Consider the following 20798-nt stretch of genomic DNA (forward strand, 5'->3'; position numbering starts at 1 on the left):
CACAATTGTGTAGTCAATGGTCAATGTAAACGGGATGCGGGTCAGGTGCTGCGTTTTCCACCTTCTTCCGATGCCAGGCCCGCCAAAATCAATTGCATGATCCGCTCTTCCTGCAAATTGCGGCGCTTCAGTTCCTCGACCGAGAAGAGATTGCGATTCAGCAAGGTTTCGAATTGCGGCGCCAGCAGAAGATAGCCGATTCGCTGGGCGACCATCCGGATCGAATCCCAAAGGGCAGGTTCATCCGGAAACCGGGCGCGGAGATCCGCGTTCAGCATCTCGGTCGTGCCCAGAAGTTCGCGCAGGAATTCAAGCGCGATGGGCCTTTCCTCCATGATCGCGCGGCGCAGATAGCGGACGATCCCCGACAGGCTGCCCGTCTGGCTCTCTATCATCGAGGAAAGCTCTTCGGGGGATGTGGCACGGTTGGCGACCTGCACCAGTTGCAGATAGTCGGTCATGACACGCTTTTCCACCGCGTCGCGCAGACCCTCTTTCGACTGGAAATAGAAGCGGACGAGCCCCCAGGATACGCCCGCTTCGTCGGCAATCGCCCTGACGGATGTGGCATCGAAACCGTCGCGCCCGAACAGCATGATGGCTGCCTCCAGCAGGCGTTCGCGTCCGTTGGTCTGTTCGGCTGGCGGGTCTTTCTGTGTCATGGCGGCAATCTAGGCGAAGGCCGGTGCGAAGGCAATTTCCGCTGCCTCTGCCGGATCGGCATGCGTCCTGGGACTCCTGCACATGTTCCATTCTCCAGGTGCTTGAGGGCCCGGGATTCAATCCTCTGGACTGGAACTACACAAATGTGTAGTAACCTTGAACTCAGGAAAGCCGGGGGAGTCGCGCAAGATGGATACCGAAAACAAGCAGCATGCACGGGCGTGGTTGGCGGCCGTCGTCCTTGCCATGGCCGCGATGATCGCCATGGCGGACAAGACGCTGCCGATGCTGCTCATGGAACCGATCAAGCATGCCATGGCGCTGACCGACGTGCAGATCGGCATCTTGACCGGCTTCACCTTCGCGATTGCCATGGCGGTCGCCGCCCTGCCGCTGGCATGGCTGGCGGATCGCTATGACCGGACGCTGCTGCTGGCGATCGCCATCACCGTCTGGTGCCTGCTGACCATCGCCAGCGGCTTTGCCACGAACTTCACCGCCTTGTTCCTGTGCCGGCTTGGGGTCGGCCTGGGCGAGGCGGCGCTGATGCCGGCCGCATTGTCGTTGATCGCCGATCTGTTTCCGCTTCGGCGCGTTGCCAGGGCGTCGGGGCTGTTCTTCTTTGGCGTGACCTTCGGCGGAGTCGTGGCCATGGTCGGCGGTGGCGCAGTTTACGGATATCTTCATGCCGCCGCGCTGGAAGGCACGCTGCCCCTGGCAAGCGACGATGCCTGGCGCTGGACCACCATCGCATTCGGCGCCGCCGGTCTTGTCGTCGCCGCCCTCGTCGCCACCGTCCTTCCCGAACCGCGCCGCCGCAATCCCGCCATGGCTGCCGCCTCGATCGGCATGCCCGAGGCGGCTGGATTTCGCGAATACCTGACGGCGACGCTGCCCTTCATCGTGCTTCTGGTCACCTGCCTGGGCATGAGCGCGATCTTCACCGTTGGCTTCAACGGCTGGCTGGCGCCGTTCTTTACCAGAACCTATGGCTGGTCCATCGAGAGGACGGGCAGCACGCTGGGAACGATCCTGCTGGTTGCCGGCCTGCTTTCTCCTTTCATCGGGGTGTTCTTCAATCGGATCGTCCGCCGCTGGATGGACCGCGAAGCGCCGCTGGCTGCGATTTCCCTGATGCTGCTTGTGACGCTGCCCTTCGTGATCGGCGGCCCGCTGATGAAGGACGGGCTTTGGGCGGCGGCAGCAGTCGGCATCGTCATCGCGATTTCCGGGGGGTGCTCGATCGTCATGTCGGTCATTTATGTCAGCATCGCACCGTCCCACCTGCGCGCCCGGATCACTGCCGTCCTGTTGCTCGTGCTGGGGCTGATCTCTGGTGTCGGAACGGTGGTCTATGCAGGCTTTACCGATATCGTGCTGGGGGATCCCGCCCGAATCCACCTGACGATGTCGCTGCTGTCGGGCCTGCTGATCCTGTTTACCGCGATCACAAGCTTCTTCGTCGACCGCCGCTATCCGGCCGTCGTCGCCATGGCGAAACAGGCAGAGCTGCGGCATCTCGAAAGCGGCGCAGCCGACCCGCGGGGGCACGAGCTTTCCGCGACCAACTGAACGCCCGGGCGTTCGCGCCACACATCCATCGGCAATACAGGTGAAACAATGACCTCTCACGGCGCTGTCGAGCGTTTGCAACTCATGCTCGACGACCATGTCGAGAATTTCGGCGCAATCGGCGTGATTGTCGGGATCGACCTGCCCGACGCCGGGCGCATCTGCCTTACCGCCGGATCGCGCGCGCAGGGCGAGGCGGCGCTTGGGGCATCGGATCTGTTCCAGATCGGCAGCCAGACCAAGACCTTTGTCGCCTTGTCGATCCTTCTTCTGTGCCGCGACGGCCTGCTGGATCTCGACGACCCGGTCGTCCGCCACATCGACCTGCCGATCGACGGGCGGATCACGCTTCGCCACCTGATCATGAACACATCGGGGTTGCCCGAATATCTTTCGCTCATCGATCCGACCTCGGCCGGTCGGATGGCTCCGCGGGACATGGTGATCCCGGCGCTCGAGCAAGGCGTGCTGTTCGCTCCGGGGCAGCAATTCGACTATTCCAACACGGGCTGGGTGATCGCCGCCATGGTGATGGATGCGACGGCCCCGGGAGGCTATGCCGGTTACGTGAAAGAGCGGATTTTCGGCCCGCTCGGCATGCAGGATTCCTGGGTCGGCAGCGGCTACCCGGAGGAACGGCTTGCGCAGGGCTATCTGAAGCGCGCCGGACGGCCGGCAATCAGTGCCGCCAGGGGTTTTTCCCTGGCCTGGGCCTATGGCGCCGGGGACATCATCTCGAATTGCGCCGACATGCTGGACTTCTATCGGGCCTTGGCACGGCCCGACAATCCGCTGGGCGTGACGATGCAGGACATGACCGCGCATTGGGCGCTGCCCGCCGAGAAGCCTTTCCACCCGCTCAGCCTTGGCGCGGCTTACGGCTTTGGGCTGGAAAGGCGGCGCTGGGGCGGGCTGGAGGTCTGGGGCCATCCCGGCCGGACGGTGGGATACGGCGCATCGTCGTGGTTCGTGCCCTCGACCGGAGCGATCGTGACGACGGCCTTCATGTATGTGGAGGACGAATCCGAGCCGCCCCATATCGCCGCGCAGCGATACAACCCCTCGATGCTGTTCACGCAGGTATTGTGCACCGCCCATGCCCTTGCCGATCTTCTGCCCGCGGCGGTCCCGGCACCCGTCCCGGTCGCCGGCAACCGATAAGGCCGCCCGATGCGCTTCTTCATCGCCGGCCTCGCGACCGAAACCAACAGCTTCTCTCCGATCCCGTCCGGCGCGCTGGCCTTTTCGCTCGACCATGTCCGCCGCGTCCGGGCGGGCGAAATCGCACCGCCCAAGGACGAGATGCTGGCGGTCTTCCACGAGCTGTGCAGCACCGACGGCCACGAGGTCGTGCAGGGCATTGCCGCCGGGGCGGAGCCCGGAGCCCCGGTCGTGCGCGCCGTCTATGAGGAACTGCGCGACATGATCCTGGACGATCTGCGCGCTGCGGGCGATGTCGATGTCGTCCTGCTTGCGCTTCACGGAGCGATGATCGCGCAGGGATACGACGATTGCGAAGGCGATCTGCTGGCCCGTATCCGCGAGATCGCGCCCCGGGCGATCATCGGCGCCCAGCTGGACCCGCATTGCAGCCTGACCGAAATCATGGTCGCCAATGCCGACCTGATCACCATCATGCGTGAATATCCCCATACCGATTTCGCCGAACGGGCAGCGGATCTGCATCGGCATTGCCTGCGGGCGGCGCGGGGGGAGATCCGCCCGGCGGCGGCGCTGATCGACTGCCGGATGATCGGTTTCTTTCCGACCACGGACGGCGCGATGAAGCAGGTTGTCGGGGCCTTTCGCCACAGCAGCGCCGAGCCGCGCATCGTTACCGCGGAATTCGCGCATGGCTTTCCCTGGGGCGACGTGCCGGAGATGGGCGCGCGCGTGCTGGTTTACGCGGATGGCGATCTGGAAATCGCCAAGGCAGAGGCCCTGCGGCTGGCGCGGCTGGTCCATGACAGGCGGCGGGAATTGCAGGCCGCATTCCCCGACCTCGCGTCCTCGCTCGACCGGGCGGAGGGGCTGGACGGCCTGGTCGTGCTGGGCGACTTTGCCGACAATCCCGGCGGCGGGGCGCCCGGCGACAGCACCTTTGTCCTGCGTGAACTGCTGGATCGGGGCATTGCCGATGCGGCGATTGGCGCTTTCCACGACCCGGAGGCGGCGCGGCTTTGCGCCGATGCCGGGCCGGGCGCCACGATCCGGCTGCGTCTGGGCGGCAAGCTGGGACCGGAATCCGGCGACCCGGTCGATCTGGTGGCCGAGATCGTCGCGGTGGCCGAGGACCATGCCTGCACGGCCTTCGGCATGCGCGTGCCGCTGGGCCGTTCTGCCGCGATCCGCTGCCGGGGCATCGATATTCTGGTCGTCTCGTCCCGTAGTCAGCTCTATGGCGTCGACGGCTTCACCGGGCTTGGCATCTCGCTGCGCGACAAGCGGTTGGTCGTCGTCAAGTCCAGCAACCATTACGTTGCCAGCTTCGGCCCCCTGGCCGATCACACCTGGCATATGGCGACGCCCGGCGCGATGAACCTGGATTTCGCGTCGATTCCCTATCGGCGGCTGGATCGCCCCGTCTTTCCGCTGGTCGAGGACCCCTGGCCCGGCGAAGACATGCAGGCCGCGATCCGCATCGCGAAAAGACCTGCACCCGGCGGCATATAGGAATTGCAAACTACACAATTGTGTAGTAAATATTTCATCACCCTCCGCGCCTGGATTCGGACGGTAGAACAGCGGGTTCGCCCCTTCGGGAGTTGGCATGACAGCCTGGACACAAATCGACATTCTGCAATCCGATGAGCCCGCGGCGGAATTCGTTCTTGCCTTCGCCAGCAAGGACGGCGCGATACCCGAACAGGACGAGGCGCGACTTTCGCTGGCGATCCGCCACGCGGGCTTTGCCGCCCAGCCCGGCCAATGGCTCGACGTTTCGCCGGCGAAGGGCACCGATCCCCGCATCATCCTGATCGGCGCGCCCGAGATCGGCACGGCGACGCCGCATGACTGGGCAAGCCTGGGCGGCAGCATCGTCGAGGCTATGGCGGCGCTTCGGCTGGAAGCCGCCCGGCTGTCCGACGGGGCGGCGCTGGCCGACGATGCCCGCCTGTCCGGGGTCCTGCTGGGGGTTCTGCTGCACGGTTTCCGCCCCGACACCGGGCGCAAGCAGCCCGATCCGACGCCATGGCCGCAACGCCTGTTGATCCCGCAGGGACGGAACGGCGCGTGCGACCAGGCGATGCGCACGGCGCGCGCCGTCAACCGCGCCCGCGCCTGGGTCGAGGCGCCGGCCAACCGGCTGACTCCGCAGGTCTGGGCGGCGGAACTGCCGGCGATCTTCGAGCCGCTGGGCGCGACCTTGCGGATATTCGACAGCGGTGCCCTGCAGGAGATGGGCGCATCGGCCCTGTTGGCCGTCGGCCGCGCCTCGGAGTTTCCGCCGCTGCTGGCGGTGGTGGAATGGCGCGGCGCGCCTGCGCGCAAAGGTTGGGATGCGGTGCTGGTCGGCAAGGGCATGACCTTCGACAGCGGGGGGCTGAACCTCAAGACCGCGGCACCCGTGATCGCCCGGATGGGCTTCGACATGGGCGGTGGGGCCGCCGTGCTGGGCGCGGTGGAACTGGCGGCATCGCGCAAGGCGGGCTGCAATGTCGCGGCCATCGTGCCGATGGCCGAGAATGCCATCGACGGGAAAAGCTTTCGACCGGGCGACGTGATCGAATCCCTGGGCGGCCTGACCATCGAGATCCGCAATACCGATGGCGAGGGGCGGCTGGTCCTGGCCGACGGCATCGCCTATGGGTTGCAGACCTACCGGCCTGCCCATGTCATCGACATCGCCACGCTGACCGGCATGATCGCCGTGGCGTTGCTGGAGGAATTCGCCGGGCTCTATTCCAACGACGATGCGCTTGCCGCCGAACTCGACGAAGCGGGTCGGGCAACGGGAGAGTTTTTGTGGCGCATGCCCTGCCAGTCCAACCAGGACCATGTGGTCGAGACCCCGGTTGCGGACGTGGCCAACATGAGCACCTTTCCGGGGCTGCTGGGCACCGGCCTGTCCGCGCCGGTTTCCGGGCCGAAGCTCTTGCAGAAATTCGTGGGCGATACCCCCTGGGCGCATATCGACATCGCCGGCACCGTCTGGGCCACGCGCCGCTCGGCCTATGGCGGCAATAACGCCACCGGCTACGGGGTCCGCCTGCTGGACCAGTGGCTGCGCCGTTTCGAAAGAGGGTGACCGCCATGGATCGCGACAGCGAATTGTTCGACCTGATCGGCGACCTGATCATGTGCCATTCGCCCAGCGGGGTCGAGGCGCGGATCGACGCCTTCCTTCTGCAGCGGCTCTCGGAACTGGGTATCGAGGCGGCGCTGGACGCCGCCGGGAACGTCGTCGCACGCATTCCCGGCAGCGGGGCGGGCAAGCTGGCGATCACCGCCCACAAGGATGAGATCGGCGCATCGGTCAGCACCGTCGGGGACGATGGCCGGCTCAGGCTGCGCGCCTTGGGATCGTCCTTCCCCTGGGTCTATGGCGAGGGAATCGTGGATATCCTGGGCGACAACGAGACGATTCAGGGCGTCCTCAGCTTCGGATCGCGCCACATCACCCGCGCCTCGCCGCAATATCCGCAGCAAGAGACCGCGCCGGTCAAATGGTCGGATGTCTGGGTCGAGACCAAGTGCAGCTGCGACGACATCGCCAAGGCGGGCGTGCGGCCGGGCTCTCGCGTGCTGGTCGCGAGGCATCGCAAGGCGCCCTATCGGTTGGGCGACCATATCGCCGGCTATACGCTGGACAACAAGGCCTCGGTCGCGGTCCTGATCGAGCTGGCCAAGCGGATCCGCAACCCGGTCTCGGAGATCTGCCTGGTCTTTTCGTCCATGGAAGAGGTCGGTGCCTGCGGCGCGCTGTATTTCACCAGAAACGAGCCCGTGGATGCGATCATCGCGCTGGAGATCGCCCCCCTGTCCGATGAATACGACATCGTGGATGGCCCGGACCCGGTGATCTATGCGCAGGATGGCTATGGCCTTTACCATGAGGGGCTGAACGGCCGGATCGCCGCCGCGGCCGCGCGGGCGGGGGTCGGACTGCAACGCTCGGTGGTCCATGATTTCGGCAGCGACGCCTCGATCGTGATGCGCAACGGGCATGCGCCGCGCGGGGCCTGCCTGGCCTTCCCGACGCAGAACACCCACGGATACGAGATCGCGCGCCTTGCCGCGATCGGGAACTGCGTCGCCGTCCTCGATGAACTTTGCAAGGGGGATCTGTCGCAATGGTGATGCCGGACCACCTGACGCGGGCCCTTGCAGGCGGACGGCATCGCGAACGCCTGACGCGATAGGCCAGGGACCGGCCGCCAACCACCCTGACCGGCGGGCCGCAAGAAGGTTGCGGCGCCGGGCGGAAGCCTGCGCCCGAACGCAGGCCAGGCGCAGATACGACCAACCCAAGGGTCCGAAGAAGACCCGGCGACAAGACGCCAACGAACCAACAGGAGATGATATCGTGACCGACACGCAAAGTCCCAACCCGCAGAAACCTCGCCACCTCGGCGAGCGTGCTCTGGCCCTGATGCTCAGCGGCCTGTTCGCCACGGTCCTTCTCGGCGGCACGGCGCCGGCCGTCGCGCAGGCGCTGCCGAACTGCGCCAAATACGACCAGCTCAATCACCGGGGGTCCGAGGTCCCTTATCCATCGAATTGCGAAGCAATCGACCCCGAATTGGGCGGCCTGCGCGAAAAGCTTTTCAGCCGCGGCTGGAATCTGCAGGTCGTCACCACCCAGGGCCTGACCTATGACCTCCGCGGCAACGATGGCGGGCCGCAAATCTATACCGGCCAGAAACCGACCGCGAATGCCTCGGTCTCGCTGGTGTTCACGCATGATCTCAGCCGATACGGACTGCCAGACGGATCGCTTCTGACCTTTGCCCCCGTGGCCGGCTACACATCCTTTTCAGGTGCAGGGCTTTCCCACGCCTATATCAACCAGCTTTCCGCCATGGTGCCGCTGAACGACGGGCAGGTGGTCCTGCAAGCCGGGCAATACAACATGGCATCGCAATTCTACGGGCAGGCCATCGGCAACAACCTTGCCGCTTCGGCGCTTGGTCCGCAGAGCTTCATCCTCTACGGGCTGGGCGTCGGCGGGTTGAAACCGACGCCGGCCTTCGACATTCGCCTGTCCTCCGCGGACAAGCGCTTCTACACTCATTTCGGTGTCGCCCGAAGCATCAGCCCCGACGGACTTTTCGCCGATGGCGAGGAAAACCATTCGGGCCTGAAATTCTCGACCCGCGGGGCGAAGGCGGTCTTCATCAACGAGGTCGGCTACAGGGTCCAGCCGGACGTGAACCAGCGCAACATCTGGCTGCGGGCAGGCGCCGTCTACAACACTTCCGACTTTGCCCATCTCGACGATCCGGCGACGACCGGCAAGAATTACGGCGGCTATGTCGTCGCGACCTACCAATTGTCGCAGCCCGACATGTCCGCTCCCTACCGGGGCTGGTATTTCACCGGCAGCGTGAACTTCGCCAGGAAACAGGTGAACGCCTTTTCGCATGATGCAGGGCTGGTCTTTTATCGCATCGGGACGTTCAAGAGCCGGCCCTATGACGTGTTCTCGATCGGTGCCGCCAAGACCTATTTCAGCGACGTGGTGGTGCAGAACGCGACCGATCTGGGGCTGGAGGCGGCTTCCAGTTCGACCAGCTTCCTCGCCTCCTATACCTACCGGCTGCAACAGGGCGCCTATCTGCAATCGGCCATCACCTATATCGACAACCCGACGCTGGCCCCGGTCCGGCCTTCGGCGCTCAACGCAAGCGTCAACCTGACGCTGGTATTCTAGGGCGCCGGGCATCTTCGTGCCTGATGCCCTGAAATAAAAGCCTTCCCGATGACCATGCGACGGGCCATCGGGACAGTTTTCAAGATCGCTCGCCATCGATCAAATCCGAAACCCATCCCAGGATGATGTTCGCCATGCTCTTGCCGGATCGTGCCCGTGTCCCCTTCGTCAGCGTCGAAAACATGGCGAGGCTGGTGCATTCCATCGGACTGCCGCTGGCACTCGAGGAACTGGCGGCCTGCATCGAGGCCGACTTCCTGCGCTGGGACGAGTTCGACAAGACGCCGCGCCTCGCCTCCCATTCCGTGGACGGGGTGATCGAGCTGATGCCGATCTCGGACCGGCGGCACTATGCGTTCAAATATGTGAACGGACATCCCGTCAACCAGCGGCGGGGGCTGCAGACGGTGGTGGCCTTTGGCGTCCTGTCGGACGTGGCATCCGGCTATCCGTTGCTGATGGCCGAGATGACGCTGCTGACCGCACTTCGGACGGCGGCTATGTCTGCCGTGGCCACGCGCGCGCTGGCGCGCAAGGACGCACGGGTTCTGGCGCTGATCGGCAACGGCGCCCAGGCCGAGTTCCAGGCGATCGCCCTGCAGACGATCTGCGGCATCGAGCGGGTTCGGCTCTACGACATCGACCCTGCGGCAACCCGCAAGGCGGCAGGGAACCTGCGGGCCGCGGGGCTTTCGGTGACCGAATGCCGCACCGCCCACGACGCCATCGAGGGCGCCGACATCGTCACCACCTGCACTGCGGACAAGAAATACGCGACCATCCTGTCGGACAACATGATCGGCGCGGGGATACATGTGAACGCCATCGGCGGCGATTGCCCCGGCAAGACAGAGTTGCACCGCGACATCCTGCTGCGCTCGGACGTTTTCGTGGAGTTTCCCGAACAGACCCGGATCGAGGGCGAAATCCAGCAGATGCCAGAGGACTTCCCGGTGACCGAGCTATGGCGGGTTCTGTCCGGCCGGCGTCCCGGTCGCGTATCCGATCAGCAGATCACGCTGTTCGACGGCGTCGGGTTTGCCATCGAGGATTTCAGCGCCTTGCGCTATGTATATGATCGCATGCAGGGCACCGATTTCTTCGACCGGCTCGATCTGCTGGCCGATCCCGACGATCCCCGCGATCTCTATGGCATGTGGCGACGCTTTGGCACCGGATAAAATCGGGCCGTGGCGGATGCCCGGGGGGCTGGCCACGCGTCCTTCCCGCCGGGCAGACGCTGCGCGGCAGAGGCCATCCACGTCGACCGCGAATGGTCGCGGATCATGAGGGAACGCCCCGAAACCGGCGAGGCTGCCGCGGGCGAGGCGTCCAAGTCCCAACGCCATCTCATCCGGCCCGGCCGAGAGGGGCTGGCGGCGGGTTTTCCCATCGACGCCGGTCGTGCGGCTGGCGGATGCCTGCCATCGGAGCTGGGCCATACCGTCAGCGCCGACAACCGCAGGCGGGTCTTTGCCTTTTGCCCGGACGAGGATCCGGCGGCTGTGCGATTGTCTTTATGTCTCGCCACAATCGCCGGTGTCCCGGTTCACCGCGCCGGGCGCGGATCGTGACACGGTGATCGACCTGCGCGCGATCTTCCAGCAGCGATCACCCAACTGGTGATGACCAATCGCATCTTCGCACGCGAGTCGATCATCGACAATCTCGGCCATGTCAGCCTTCACCATCCGCTGCATCCCGACCGCTATCTGCTGTCGCGTTCGCGCAGCCCCCAGAACGTGACCAGCGACGACATCATGGAGTTCACGCTTGACGGCGAGCAGGTCGGGGACGATCCGCGCACGCCCTATTCCGAGCGGCATATCCACGGCGCACTCTACGAGTTGCGCCCCGATCTGAATGCGGTGGTCCATCACCATGCCCGGCCGGTGCTGCCGTTCACCATACTGGACATCCCGCTCAGGCCGGTGTTCCACATGGCGGCGGTGATCGGCAACCGGCGTCCGGTCTGGGAAAGTCAGCACGAATTCGGCGATACCAACATGCTGGTGGACAGCATGGACATGGGCCTGTCACTGGCGCGCAGCATGGGACAGGGCAATTCGGTGCTGATGCGCATGATGAACGACGCCGAGCACCGGCTGCGCCACAAGCTGGAACATGCGCCCGACGGCGCCTGGTCCGCCTCGAGCGATCTCGAGCAGTCCGGCGTCGGCGATCGCAGCGTGCACCGGATCGCCCTGACCATGACCAAGAAGGGTGGCCATCTGACCTTCGATTTCACCGGGACCGATCCGCAGGCGGGCGTGATCAACTGCACCCATGCGGGGTCGCGCGGCGGGGTGATGGTGGCGCTGCTGCCCATTCTGGCCGGCGACATTCCGTGGGCCGCCGGCGGCATCCTGCGCCTCTTGCACGATCACGCCCTTGGGCACATCGGTGCCGATGGCCATGGTGATCTCGACCTTGGGCATGGCGATGGCGCAGAACCAGGGCCTTGCCGGCGGGCATCCCGGCAATACCGGGCATAATGTGGTCATGCGGAACGCCGGGCTGGACGAGCTGTTCTCCGCGGGACGGATGCCGGCTGATCTCGATGAACTGGGCGATTGCGCCGAGGTGATCCAGTGCATGGCCGGCGGGCTGCTGAACCCCGGGTAGCCGGGACGTTTCGGGCGCGATCTCGACAGGCCATAAGCCTGTCGCCGCTCATGGAACAAAGTCGCGGGATATGAACAGGCCCGGCAGTTTCGTGGCGCTGGACGCGGTCGAGAACAGGAAGGAAAAATCCGACGCCAGCGTTGCGCTGTTGGCGATGGTGGCGCCCTTGTGGCAGGCGGTGCAGGACGGCCCCAGACCGGGGGTGAATTGCTGCGCATAGGTCTCCATCGTCGTATTGGCGACCGGCACGCTGCCATCCGTCTGGAAGGTGCCATAGACCAGCGGAACCTGGGCATTCGCGCCGGGTTCCGGTGACGGCGGGGTCGGTGCGCCGTCCCACAGCACGTTCACGAGCTGGTAGTACTGGAACACCGACTTGCCCCCCGTCCGGTCCGCAAGCAACTGCTGCACGTCGCGGTTGGTCTGCGCCACACCGGCCGGGATCGCGACTTCGCGCGTGACCTGGATGGGGAGGGAATAGTCGCAGACACCATTCACACAGTGCGGCATCTGGTTCGGCTTCGCATTCGAGGCCGGGTTGTTGAAACTGAAATCCACTTCCGGCGCGGACGCGCCCGGAACATTGTCGATCTGCTCGAAGGTGGACCAGACGAAATCTGGCATGGAGGCGGTCTTGTGAATGATATGGAGACCGACCAGCCCGACGACAGCCTTTTCGCAAGAGCCGTCGGGATACAGCAGATAGACCGTGGAGGTCAGATAGCGGCCATAAAGGTCATCCAGCCCGGTCAGGTTCCGCCAGGCGGCCTTCAGCTCGAAGGCGCCAAGCTCATCCTGGTTCTGAACGGCCGATCCCGGTGGCGTGCCTTTGGGCAGGGACAGGCCTTCGGGGGTGGCTCCGTCGGCATTGGTCGCCACTTTCAACTGGTTGGCCGCGTCATACAGGCCCTTCGCGACGATATAGTCGTATTCGGCCTTGCCGATCATCCGTTCGAAAAACACCAGCTTGCCCTTCTGATCGGTCAGCCAGCCACCCGTAGCCTCTTCGATTTCGTCCGATATGGATGACATCGTTCCGGTGTCGAGGTTGAAGCCGTGACGCGGGCTCACGGCGGATTTGGAGACCGCGTTCAGCATGCGGATCGACCCGGCCGAGGCTGCCAGCGAGGCGGAGCCGCAACTGGCGGGCGGCGGCGAGGTTTCTCCCCAGCCGGTCGGCATGGCCGCAAAGGGCTTGAATATCTCGGGCGCCGGCATGAAGCTTTGCCAGACCGTGGGTCGCTGCATCGGCTGTCCCGCCGGGCCGGGCAGGCCGAAATCGGCGATTGTCGCGCTGCGATCCGGCTCGCCGGCCATGGCGGGCGTTTGCGGCCATCCGGGATCGGCCGGCCAGTTCAGCGACAGGAACATCTGCCATCCATAGCAGTTCATTCCGTCCTGGGTATGGCCGAAGGGCGTGTCTCCGGTCAGGAAATCGGCCGAGGTCGGATCGGTGATGAGCATGGCGCTGCAGGCGGTCTGGGCCTTGCCGCCGGATGCGGCAAAGGCAAGCATGACGCCTGCGACCAGTGCGATGAGGATCTGACCTGTGCGCATGGCGATACTCCTTTCAGGAAAAGCGCGGCGAATCCGCAATCGACCGGGGCGCCACGACTTACCGAGACGAGATGACCGCAAGGCCCGCTTCCCAGGGGTGCTGCTCGGGCGTCGGCGCCGGCCCTTCGGACGGGTTCAACGCCCGAACCGAGACCGGACCGGGTTGCGCGTTCGCGCCAACGGCGATGTCCATGACATAACCCTGCGTGCCGCCGCCATTGGTCTGCCCCGGCACTGCCGAGGCGTTTTTCAGGAACTGCTCGACCGTGACGGTGATATTCGGATCGGAGAATTCGACCCTTGCGGTTGCGGGCGTGGTGTTCTCATCCGCCCCCTGCACGATCAGGACAAAGCGGAACTTGCTTCCGGGCCGCAGAAGCGCCGGCAGATCCGAGGGTGATTCACCATAGAACAGGCTCTCCGGCACCATCTGCACCGGCCAGGGTTGTGTGCCGTCGGTTCGGTCGGTCACGCAGGCGAATGCGGTCGTGTCCGGGGCGGCATTGTTCGGCGTGACCGCCAGCGCGACCTTCATCTGGTCCAGAATGACGCCGACATGCGAAATCGGCAGGCCGTAGATGGTGCAATCCTCGATCGAATAGCCGGCGCTTTCGGGGATGGCAAAGACCGCGTGCAGGATCTGGTCGGACCCGTTCGGCCCGGTGCCCGCCGTCCCGCGCAGGATTTGCCAATAGCCTGAGACATCTTCGCCATTCGGACCGCTCCAACCCTGAAAGTTCTGCGGCTGCTGGATGTAGAGGCCGACCGGATCGGTCAGCGTCAGCCTGGCGGTCCGCGCGGCGACATTCGCGCCATAGCCGATATTGGGATCCGAGTTGCGGAAGTTCTGGCCGTATTGCGCGCAGCAGATCAGCGATTGCGGATTGCCATTGACCGAGGAGGGGCGCTGGATCGTCGCGGCGGCGGCAAGATAGATCTCTGCCGACAGCGTATTGGGCGGCGACGTCAGATGCATCGCTCCCCCGAACGAACCGGGCACCCGTGCGGGGCCCCTGTTCCATTTGTTCGTCGGGTCATAGGCCGGATTGCCCGTTGTCGGATCAAGGACCGGATCGCCCTTCTTGCCCGTCGGCTGATCGTATTCATAGCGCAGGAACAGATCCTCCAGCTGCACCGCCGGGTCGATATAGCGCTGATAGATGCCCAGCACCGCCTTCGGGTTCTGCCGCCACATGGTCAGGTAATAGGCCGGATTCTCGCAGGTGAAGGCGATGGACTGCATTTTTCCCTGGGCATTGCGCAGGATCGACCATTCGCAATATTCGTCCTGCCAGCCGCGCGGCCCCGAGGGCGAGAAGTCGACATACTTGCCGTCCCAATCGATGGCCGGGCAGCGGTCGGCGGGGATCTTCAGCAATACCTGACCCGGTTCTGGATCGAACAGCACGAAACTCGTCCCGCCCTGGGTGATCCGGCCGCTATCGGCCAGTTCCTGCACCGCATCCTGGCTAAGCGGTGCCGTCAACTGCCCGCCCTTGACGATGCCGGGATTGGTTAGGAACTGGATCAGCCGGTTCGGAAAGGGCGGCCAGCTGATGACGGCCGCCGTGGCCTCGCCCATCCCCTCGACCAGCGGATCATAGTAGTTGTCGCGCGGTGTGTCGTTCAGGTTGGACCAGGGATTGCCGATGATCGACATCTGGGTCCAGCCGGCGATATTCGCGCTCCAGTCCGCCTCGAACGCGGCCAGATCGGCGGCTGGCAGGCCGAGAAGCTGGTAATCCTTCGGGCCCTGCTGTGCGGGGGTCGAAAATTCCGTGAATATGGTCATTGTCCGATCCTTTCGGTTGGGGGCCGTCAGTGGCAACAGGGTGACTGCGACGACCGCCTGACTGGTGCCGCGCGCAGGTCCCCCCAATGAAATTCAGGCTTGAAACCCGGCAATTCGCCATACTCGTCCTCACACAATTCAGCGCCTCCATGCAGGTTGGTGACCCGGATGCGCAGTCCGGGATCCTGCCCCGCAGATAGGCCCAGTGCCGCCGCTGCGCGCGAGGCGTCCAGCACCCGGCTGACGCCGTGCCGGATGCAACGGCCCTTGTCGTCCGCGATCCCCATGCCGATGCGGCTGAACCGTCCGACATAGGCGGCATTGTCGGCCCGCGCTTCGCCTGCCGTGCCGCCCAGGAACACGTCGATCGCATAGCTGTCATGGGTGCAGCGCACGCCGTCGAAGATCACCCAGGCCCCCATGGCGGCATGGGCGGCGCCCATCGGGCGCCCGGCGCCGTTACCCGACCCCAGTAACGGGACGGCGCCGGACAGGTTGACCGGGGCGCGGCCCCGGAATTGCGGTGAAGCCGGAGGGCCGTAATCGTATCCCAGACGGCGGCTGTCCTGGGCCAGATCGCCTATCGTCGTGTAACGCCAAAGCTCTGGCGTCACCTCGTCGATTTGCGCCGCAGCCGGCCCGACAAAGGGCTGCAGCGCCACTCCGGCGGTGTATTGCGCCACCGGATGGGCCCGGATCCAGACCTCCAGCATCCGGTCGATATTGGCGTGGTAGCAGAGAAAGATCGGATCGAAGGCGGTATAGGCATTGTCGGCCATGTCCGGCCCGATCCAGCCATGATAATTGTCATGCGGCTGTTCATAGGCACCGTCGAAATTCTGGTCGCGATAGGGATAGAGATCGTCGGGCTGCGGCGGGTCGAAGGCCGGAATGTTGGCCCAGGGAAAGCCGGGCGAGCCCTGCGGCACGCTGAAGCTGTCGAATTGAAGCGCATCGACCACCTGCTGCTGGAAGATCTCGGTCATTGCGAACAGGGCCTGACGCTCGGCACGGTGATCGTCGCCGGTGGTATAGAACAGCGGGTTGCGCTGCACGTAACGGCAATCCGGCCCGGGCTGACTGTCCTTTGCGCAGAGTTTCGACTGTCCATCCTTCGCCGCGGCATAGCGCAGCGGGTTCGGCCGCCGTTCGCCGGTGCCGGGATGGATATAGGTCTGGTCCAGGAAACACCGCGGCAATCCGGCCGAGGGGCTGCCGTCCTTGCTGGCATCCTCGGCCATCCAGTCCCAATAGGGCACCGGGCAGCCCAGCATGGCCTCCAGATACAGAAGAAAACCGCGATGCCAGAACGCGAAGGCTTCCTGGTAATGCAGGCACCAATTGGTGTGGACATAGGCCCATTTCTGCCAGGGCGAGGAGGGTGAGGGGTCGGTCACCCGCATGATGTCGTCCAGACGGGCACGGAAATCGTCGATCTCGGCAGGACTCATCGACGCCAGATCGTGCCGCAGATAGGGTGGCGGATAGGGCGAGCTTGGCTTTGGCAGGCGCGTGGCATTGTCGAACGGATCCGCCGGTGTCCGGCGCCAGCCCTGATTGACCCAGAGGCGAAAGGTTTCCAGCGCGTCGAGGGGCCAGAACTGCCGCGCATCCGTGGTCAGCGGTATCGAGCGCGAGGCAAGGTGGTTGTAGATCGTCTCGGACCAGGTGCGGACCGACGCATAGTCGGCCAGATCGACGAAATACGCGGTCATGCAATTCCGCCAACGGTCGGCGATCCGTGCTCGATCCTCTGCCGGAAGCCAGTAGGGTGCCCCAAAGAGCGGCCGGATATCGTTGTCCCATGTCGGTTGCGCCACAATCATCGATTGTCTTTCCCTAACGTCAGCATTTCCTTAAGATTGTAGCTGAGGCCGGTGAAAGCCCGTTTCAAAGTTTGAGCGTTTCCGAACTGATTTTTTCAGATTCCAGGCTTGGGGGATAAGTTTTGCGTGACGCCGACCTTTTGATTCTCAAGCTGCTTCAGGAAGATTGCTCTCTTTCGCTTGAAGCGATCAGCGCGCGCGTGAACATGTCGATCACAAGCTGTCATCGCCGGATCAAGGCGTTAGAGGCGCGGGGGGTGATCAAGGGCCGTCGCGTGACGCTGGATCCAGAGAAGCTGGGATTTCAGGTCACCGGCATTTTCCTGATCAAGCTTGGTCAGGATGTGTTTGACGTGGACCGCCGTCTGGCAAAGATACTTGAGCGCGAATCGGCGGTCGTCGCCAGCTATCTCGTCGCGGGAGAGTTCGATTTCGTTCTGATCGCGAAATTTCGGACAGCGGCCGAATACACCGACTATATCTACAGTTTCCTCGAAACCTACGCGGATATCCGCATTCAGAGCTATACGTCGCAGTTGGTCGTGCGGACTCTGCGAGAGACGGCGGCGCTGCCGCTGTGATGCGAGTTGGTTGCCATGGCATGTCTGAACCGAAATGCCGGAAAAAGCCTGCGGTCCGGTCCAAGGGGTTCGTTCCCGGCCCGGGCCAACCCTCAGCGGCATTCAACAGCCTGGTGTCATGGTTCCACGCCGTAGATCCTCACGCTCGTAAGCGGTGTATTGGCAATGTTGGAGCACGGGGCATCGCTGCGGATCGCTGCCCCGTGCTGGAAAGCCGTCAGCCCTTCGCCGGATCATCGCTTGAAAGGATCGCGTCGGCGCCGCCGGTGCAGAAGTCGATCAGGTGGCGCGTCATGTTTTCGGTGTCGGTGGATTGTTCCTCGCCGCTTTCATGGGCGCCCAGGCGCGCGAAGCGGCTGCCCGAGACCAGCGTCATCACCAGCGCGCCGACCATGAACAGATAAGCATCGGCGACGCTCTGGCGCGGCGCGTCTGGATAAAGCCGCGAGAGGGCGGCGATGAAACGCAGCGCGGTGGGGTCGTAATGCTGCGCCAGGATGCCACGCTCGGCCTCGCGCGGGTCCGAGGCCTCGAAGGCTGTCAGCAACGCGAAGGCCGCCCCTTGCCGGTTGCCGGAATAGCGCATGGCGACCGAGGGGCGCACGAAGGCCTCGGCCAGATCGCTGATGCCGAAGTCGGGATGCTCCATCGCCTTGTCCAGCGCATCGCTGCGGGCATCGGCCAGTTGGCTGGCCCGGCGCGCGAAAACCGCGCGATAAAGGCCCGCCTTGCCGCCGAAGTGGTAACTCAGCAGCGACAACTTCACGTCGGCTGCCGCCGCGAGTTCGCGCATCGATACGCCGTCTTCGCCGCCATGTTCGGCGAACAGGCGTTCGGCGGCGTCGAGGATGCGGTCGGGGGTCGGTTTCTCTGTCATGGCGGCGGATCTCAAATTTGGACGAACGACCAATCAAATTCTTTACGGATCGTCGATTCTTTGCTATCAGCAGCAGGGTCGGGCCAAAAGCCGCGATTTGCGCGCCGGTCCGGGCCGAGGGAGGAAAGAGCCTGCGGGCTCTGGTTCGAGGACATGCATATCTGCCGCCTTGACGGCACCGCGTCGCGGATCCATTCGCGGCGACCGGCCTGTCATGTCCTGCGATTGAGGGAGGAAAAACGCATGGCCGCAGGCCGCCGCATAGTCGATCTGTCGGTTCCCATCGAGAACACGGCCCATGCCGATCCGCCGGGGATGGGGCCCAGCATCGAATATTTCGCCCATGATGCCACGGGGCAGGACATCGTCGCCTTCTTTCCCGGCATGACGGTGGACCAGTTGCCGGGGTCGGAGGGCTGGGCGCTGGAGAAGGTCCGGCTGACCACCCATAACGGCACCCATGTCGATGCGCCCTATCACTATCACTCCACCATGGATGGCGGCGTTCCCGCGGCAAAGATCGACGAATTGCCGCTGGACTGGTTCTTTGGCCCCGGCGTCAAGCTGGACTTCCGGCACCTGCCAGACGGGCATGTGGTCTCGGGCGCCGAGATCGAGGCCGAGCTGGCCCGCATCGGCCATGAGCCTGCTCCGGGCGAAATCGTGCTGGTGAATACCTCGGCGGGGCTTGCCTATGGCCAGCCGGACTACGTGTCCCGCGGCTGCGGCATGGGGCGCGAGGCGACGCTTTGGCTGACCGAGCGCGGCATCCGGGTGGTCGGCACCGATGGCTGGTCCTGGGATGCGCCCTTCGTGCATACCAGGAAGCGGTGGGAGGGAACCCGCGACCCCGGCATCATCTGGGAAGGCCATCGCGCCGGGATGGTGCGGGGCTATTGCCAGATCGAAAAGCTGCACAACCTGGAAGGCTTGCCGCCCTTTGGCTTCATGGTGTCGTGCTTTCCCGTGAAGATCCGCGCGGCTTCCGCCGGATGGACCCGTGCCGTCGCCATCTTTGACGAATGAACCGTGCCGCCGCGCCTGCCGCGGCGAAGTTTTCGCGTCTTTTTCAGGATAATCCGATGACCCAAGATCATGGAAGCTTCGGCGAATTCCGCCGGAACGGAGTTCTGCTGCTGGCTGCGACGCTTGGCAGCGGGGCGGGGCTAAGCTCGCTGCCCTTCTACAGCCTTGGCAGTTTCATCGCCCCGCTGGAGGCCGAATTCGGCTGGAGCCGCGGCGAAGTCGCGTCGTCCTTTCTCTATACGACGATGGTTCTTGCGGTGATCGCGCCGTTTCTTGGCAATGTGATCGACCGGATCGGAACGCGGCTGGTGGCGCTGGTCTCGATTCCGCTGCTTTCGGCCGTGCTTTACGCGATAAGCCGCTTCGAGGGCACGATCGGCCAGTTCCATGCGCTTTATGCGCTGGCGGCGCTGGCGGGTGCGGGAACGACGCCGATCAACTATACCCGCGCGGTGAACGGGGCCTTCGACAAGGCACGGGGCTTTGCCTTGGGGATCTCGCAGGCCGGGATCGCGGTGGCCGCCATCACGCTGCCGCTGCTGCTGGCCAGCCTGAACCAGAACTACAGCTGGCGCACGGGCTATTTCGTCCTTGCCTTGCTGGCGTTGGTCCCCTGGCCCTTCGTCCTGTTCGGTTTCGGCAAGCGCCCGGTCCAGCGCGCCGAAAAGACCGCCGCTACCGCCAATCGCGGCGAGCTTTTCAAGAACTGGGTGTTCTGGGGCGTCGGCATTTCCTTCGCGGCGGTCGCGGTGGCGGTTTCGGCGCTTGTCGTCCATATGGTGCCCCTGCTGCGCGATGCGGGAATGACGCCGATCGCGGCTGCCGGCACGGCCTCGGTCATCGGCTTCGGCGTGCTGGGCGGGCGGCTGATCACGGGCTGGCTGATCGACCGCTTCTTTGCCCCCTATGTTGCCGCGACGCTGTTCCTGGCGACGGCGGGGGGCTGCCTGCTGCTGCTTTATGGCGGCCCCGGGCTGGTGCCGCTGGCCGCTGCGCTGATCGGCCTGTCGCTGGGCGCCGAAGCCGATCTGATCGCCTATCTGACAGCCCGCTATTTCGGCATGGCGCGCTATGCCTTCGTCTACGGCTTCATCTATTCGATGTTCCTGGTCGGGACGGCCTCGGGCCCGGCGCTGGCGGGCAGGCTCCATGATGCCTCGGGCAACTACAATTCCACGATCTGGACGGTGATCTGCCTGCTGGTCGTCGGATCGCTGGTGATCCTGCGCCTGCCGCGTTTCGAGAAATTCGCGTCCCGCAACCCTGCGCATTGACGCATCCTTGGCAAGGAGAATCCCATGCCCCGCAAGAAACCCCCCGTCGTCATCACCTGCGCCATCACCGGTGCGATCCACACGCCGACCATGTCGGATGCGTTGCCCTATACGCCCGAGGACATCGCGGC

General features: G+C 64.5%; 18 protein-coding genes. 13 read left to right on the plus strand and 5 right to left on the minus strand.

Annotated features, from left to right (window positions below):
- Positions 1-41: 41 nt before the first annotated feature.
- Positions 42-662, minus strand: a complete 621-nt coding sequence (locus BLT64_RS19415; RefSeq protein ID WP_011750852.1) for a TetR/AcrR family transcriptional regulator — start codon at positions 660-662, stop codon at positions 42-44.
- A gap of 190 nt (positions 663-852) precedes the next feature.
- Between BLT64_RS19415 and BLT64_RS19420 the strand changes: the two genes are divergently transcribed.
- From BLT64_RS19420 to BLT64_RS27660, 9 genes are all read left to right on the plus strand, one after another.
- Positions 853-2235, plus strand: a complete 1383-nt coding sequence (locus BLT64_RS19420) for an MFS transporter (RefSeq protein WP_011750853.1) — start codon at positions 853-855, stop codon at positions 2233-2235.
- A gap of 48 nt (positions 2236-2283) precedes the next feature.
- Positions 2284-3396: a serine hydrolase domain-containing protein gene (locus BLT64_RS19425; protein WP_011750854.1), complete on the plus strand. Its 1113-nt coding sequence runs from the start codon at positions 2284-2286 to the stop codon at positions 3394-3396.
- A 9-nt stretch (positions 3397-3405) separates the two neighbouring features.
- On the plus strand, positions 3406-4908 hold the full coding sequence (locus tag BLT64_RS19430) for a M81 family metallopeptidase (RefSeq protein WP_011750855.1): 1503 nt from the start codon (positions 3406-3408) through the stop codon (positions 4906-4908).
- 97 nt (positions 4909-5005) lie between these two features.
- Positions 5006-6484 carry a M17 family metallopeptidase gene (locus tag BLT64_RS19435; RefSeq protein ID WP_011750856.1) on the plus strand — a complete coding sequence of 493 codons (1479 nt, stop codon included), beginning with the start codon at positions 5006-5008 and terminating at the stop codon, positions 6482-6484.
- A gap of 5 nt (positions 6485-6489) precedes the next feature.
- Positions 6490-7536 carry a M42 family metallopeptidase gene (locus BLT64_RS19440; RefSeq protein WP_011750857.1) on the plus strand — a complete coding sequence of 349 codons (1047 nt, stop codon included), beginning with the start codon at positions 6490-6492 and terminating at the stop codon, positions 7534-7536.
- A gap of 226 nt (positions 7537-7762) precedes the next feature.
- Entirely contained in the window at positions 7763-9109 is a 1347-nt protein-coding gene (locus tag BLT64_RS19445) for a carbohydrate porin (RefSeq protein WP_011750858.1), read from the plus strand.
- 134 nt (positions 9110-9243) lie between these two features.
- Entirely contained in the window at positions 9244-10290 is a 1047-nt protein-coding gene (ocd, locus tag BLT64_RS19450; protein ID WP_011750859.1) for an ornithine cyclodeaminase, read from the plus strand.
- A gap of 444 nt (positions 10291-10734) precedes the next feature.
- Positions 10735-11604: a class II aldolase/adducin family protein gene (locus BLT64_RS19460; RefSeq protein WP_074810595.1), complete on the plus strand. Its 870-nt coding sequence runs from the start codon at positions 10735-10737 to the stop codon at positions 11602-11604.
- A 7-nt stretch (positions 11605-11611) separates the two neighbouring features.
- Positions 11612-11734: a hypothetical protein gene (locus BLT64_RS27660; RefSeq protein WP_260155472.1), complete on the plus strand. Its 123-nt coding sequence runs from the start codon at positions 11612-11614 to the stop codon at positions 11732-11734.
- 48 nt (positions 11735-11782) lie between these two features.
- Here the strand turns inward: BLT64_RS27660 and BLT64_RS19465 are convergent, their stop codons facing one another.
- From BLT64_RS19465 to BLT64_RS19475, 3 genes are read right to left on the minus strand one after another with little or no spacing between them, the layout of a single operon-like run.
- Entirely contained in the window at positions 11783-13291 is a 1509-nt protein-coding gene (locus BLT64_RS19465) for a hypothetical protein (protein WP_011750861.1), read from the minus strand.
- Positions 13292-13349: 58 nt separating this feature from the next.
- Positions 13350-15083 carry a DUF8225 domain-containing protein gene (locus tag BLT64_RS19470; protein ID WP_011750862.1) on the minus strand — a complete coding sequence of 578 codons (1734 nt, stop codon included), beginning with the start codon at positions 15081-15083 and terminating at the stop codon, positions 13350-13352.
- 26 nt (positions 15084-15109) lie between these two features.
- Entirely contained in the window at positions 15110-16798 is a 1689-nt protein-coding gene (locus BLT64_RS19475; protein WP_232290652.1) for a tyrosinase family protein, read from the minus strand.
- Positions 16799-17031: 233 nt separating this feature from the next.
- Here BLT64_RS19475 and BLT64_RS19480 point away from each other — a divergent pair, with 233 nt between their 5' ends.
- Positions 17032-17490 (plus strand): Lrp/AsnC family transcriptional regulator, encoded by a 459-nt coding sequence (locus tag BLT64_RS19480; protein WP_011750864.1) that lies wholly within the window; start codon positions 17032-17034, stop codon positions 17488-17490.
- A gap of 217 nt (positions 17491-17707) precedes the next feature.
- On the opposite strand, the gene BLT64_RS19485 is transcribed toward BLT64_RS19480, so the two are convergent.
- Positions 17708-18367, minus strand: a complete 660-nt coding sequence (locus tag BLT64_RS19485; protein ID WP_041530705.1) for a TetR/AcrR family transcriptional regulator — start codon at positions 18365-18367, stop codon at positions 17708-17710.
- Positions 18368-18610: 243 nt separating this feature from the next.
- Here BLT64_RS19485 and BLT64_RS19490 point away from each other — a divergent pair, with 243 nt between their 5' ends.
- The 3 genes from BLT64_RS19490 to BLT64_RS19500 all read left to right on the plus strand — a co-directional run.
- Positions 18611-19393 (plus strand): cyclase family protein, encoded by a 783-nt coding sequence (locus BLT64_RS19490; protein WP_011750866.1) that lies wholly within the window; start codon positions 18611-18613, stop codon positions 19391-19393.
- A 56-nt stretch (positions 19394-19449) separates the two neighbouring features.
- Positions 19450-20667, plus strand: coding sequence for an MFS transporter (locus tag BLT64_RS19495; RefSeq protein ID WP_011750867.1), 1218 nt, complete (start codon positions 19450-19452; stop codon positions 20665-20667).
- Positions 20668-20691: 24 nt separating this feature from the next.
- Positions 20692-20798: 3-keto-5-aminohexanoate cleavage protein (locus tag BLT64_RS19500; protein ID WP_139171646.1), on the plus strand; the 107-nt coding region annotated here is incomplete at its 3' end.

This window comes from Paracoccus denitrificans (genome assembly GCF_900100045.1).
In the GTDB taxonomy this organism is placed as follows: Bacteria; Pseudomonadota; Alphaproteobacteria; order Rhodobacterales; family Rhodobacteraceae; genus Paracoccus; species Paracoccus denitrificans.

Coding starts and splice junctions, on each gene's coding strand:
- BLT64_RS19475 (WP_232290652.1), bottom strand. CDS start 16,798: ATGACCGCGTATTTCGTCGATCTGGCCGACTATGCGTCGGTCCGCACC.
- BLT64_RS19490 (WP_011750866.1), top strand. CDS start 18,611: ATGGCCGCAGGCCGCCGCATAGTCGATCTGTCGGTTCCCATCGAGAAC.
- BLT64_RS19460 (WP_074810595.1), top strand. CDS start 10,735: ATGACCAATCGCATCTTCGCACGCGAGTCGATCATCGACAATCTCGGC.
- BLT64_RS19435 (WP_011750856.1), top strand. CDS start 5,006: ATGACAGCCTGGACACAAATCGACATTCTGCAATCCGATGAGCCCGCG.
- BLT64_RS19485 (WP_041530705.1), bottom strand. CDS start 18,367: ATGACAGAGAAACCGACCCCCGACCGCATCCTCGACGCCGCCGAACGC.
- ocd (WP_011750859.1), top strand. CDS start 9,244: ATGCTCTTGCCGGATCGTGCCCGTGTCCCCTTCGTCAGCGTCGAAAAC.
- BLT64_RS19420 (WP_011750853.1), top strand. CDS start 853: ATGGATACCGAAAACAAGCAGCATGCACGGGCGTGGTTGGCGGCCGTC.
- BLT64_RS19430 (WP_011750855.1), top strand. CDS start 3,406: ATGCGCTTCTTCATCGCCGGCCTCGCGACCGAAACCAACAGCTTCTCT.
- BLT64_RS27660 (WP_260155472.1), top strand. CDS start 11,612: ATGCGGAACGCCGGGCTGGACGAGCTGTTCTCCGCGGGACGGATGCCG.
- BLT64_RS19440 (WP_011750857.1), top strand. CDS start 6,490: ATGGATCGCGACAGCGAATTGTTCGACCTGATCGGCGACCTGATCATG.
- BLT64_RS19470 (WP_011750862.1), bottom strand. CDS start 15,083: ATGACCATATTCACGGAATTTTCGACCCCCGCACAGCAGGGCCCGAAG.
- BLT64_RS19415 (WP_011750852.1), bottom strand. CDS start 662: ATGACACAGAAAGACCCGCCAGCCGAACAGACCAACGGACGCGAACGC.
- BLT64_RS19465 (WP_011750861.1), bottom strand. CDS start 13,291: ATGCGCACAGGTCAGATCCTCATCGCACTGGTCGCAGGCGTCATGCTT.
- BLT64_RS19425 (WP_011750854.1), top strand. CDS start 2,284: ATGACCTCTCACGGCGCTGTCGAGCGTTTGCAACTCATGCTCGACGAC.
- BLT64_RS19495 (WP_011750867.1), top strand. CDS start 19,450: ATGACCCAAGATCATGGAAGCTTCGGCGAATTCCGCCGGAACGGAGTT.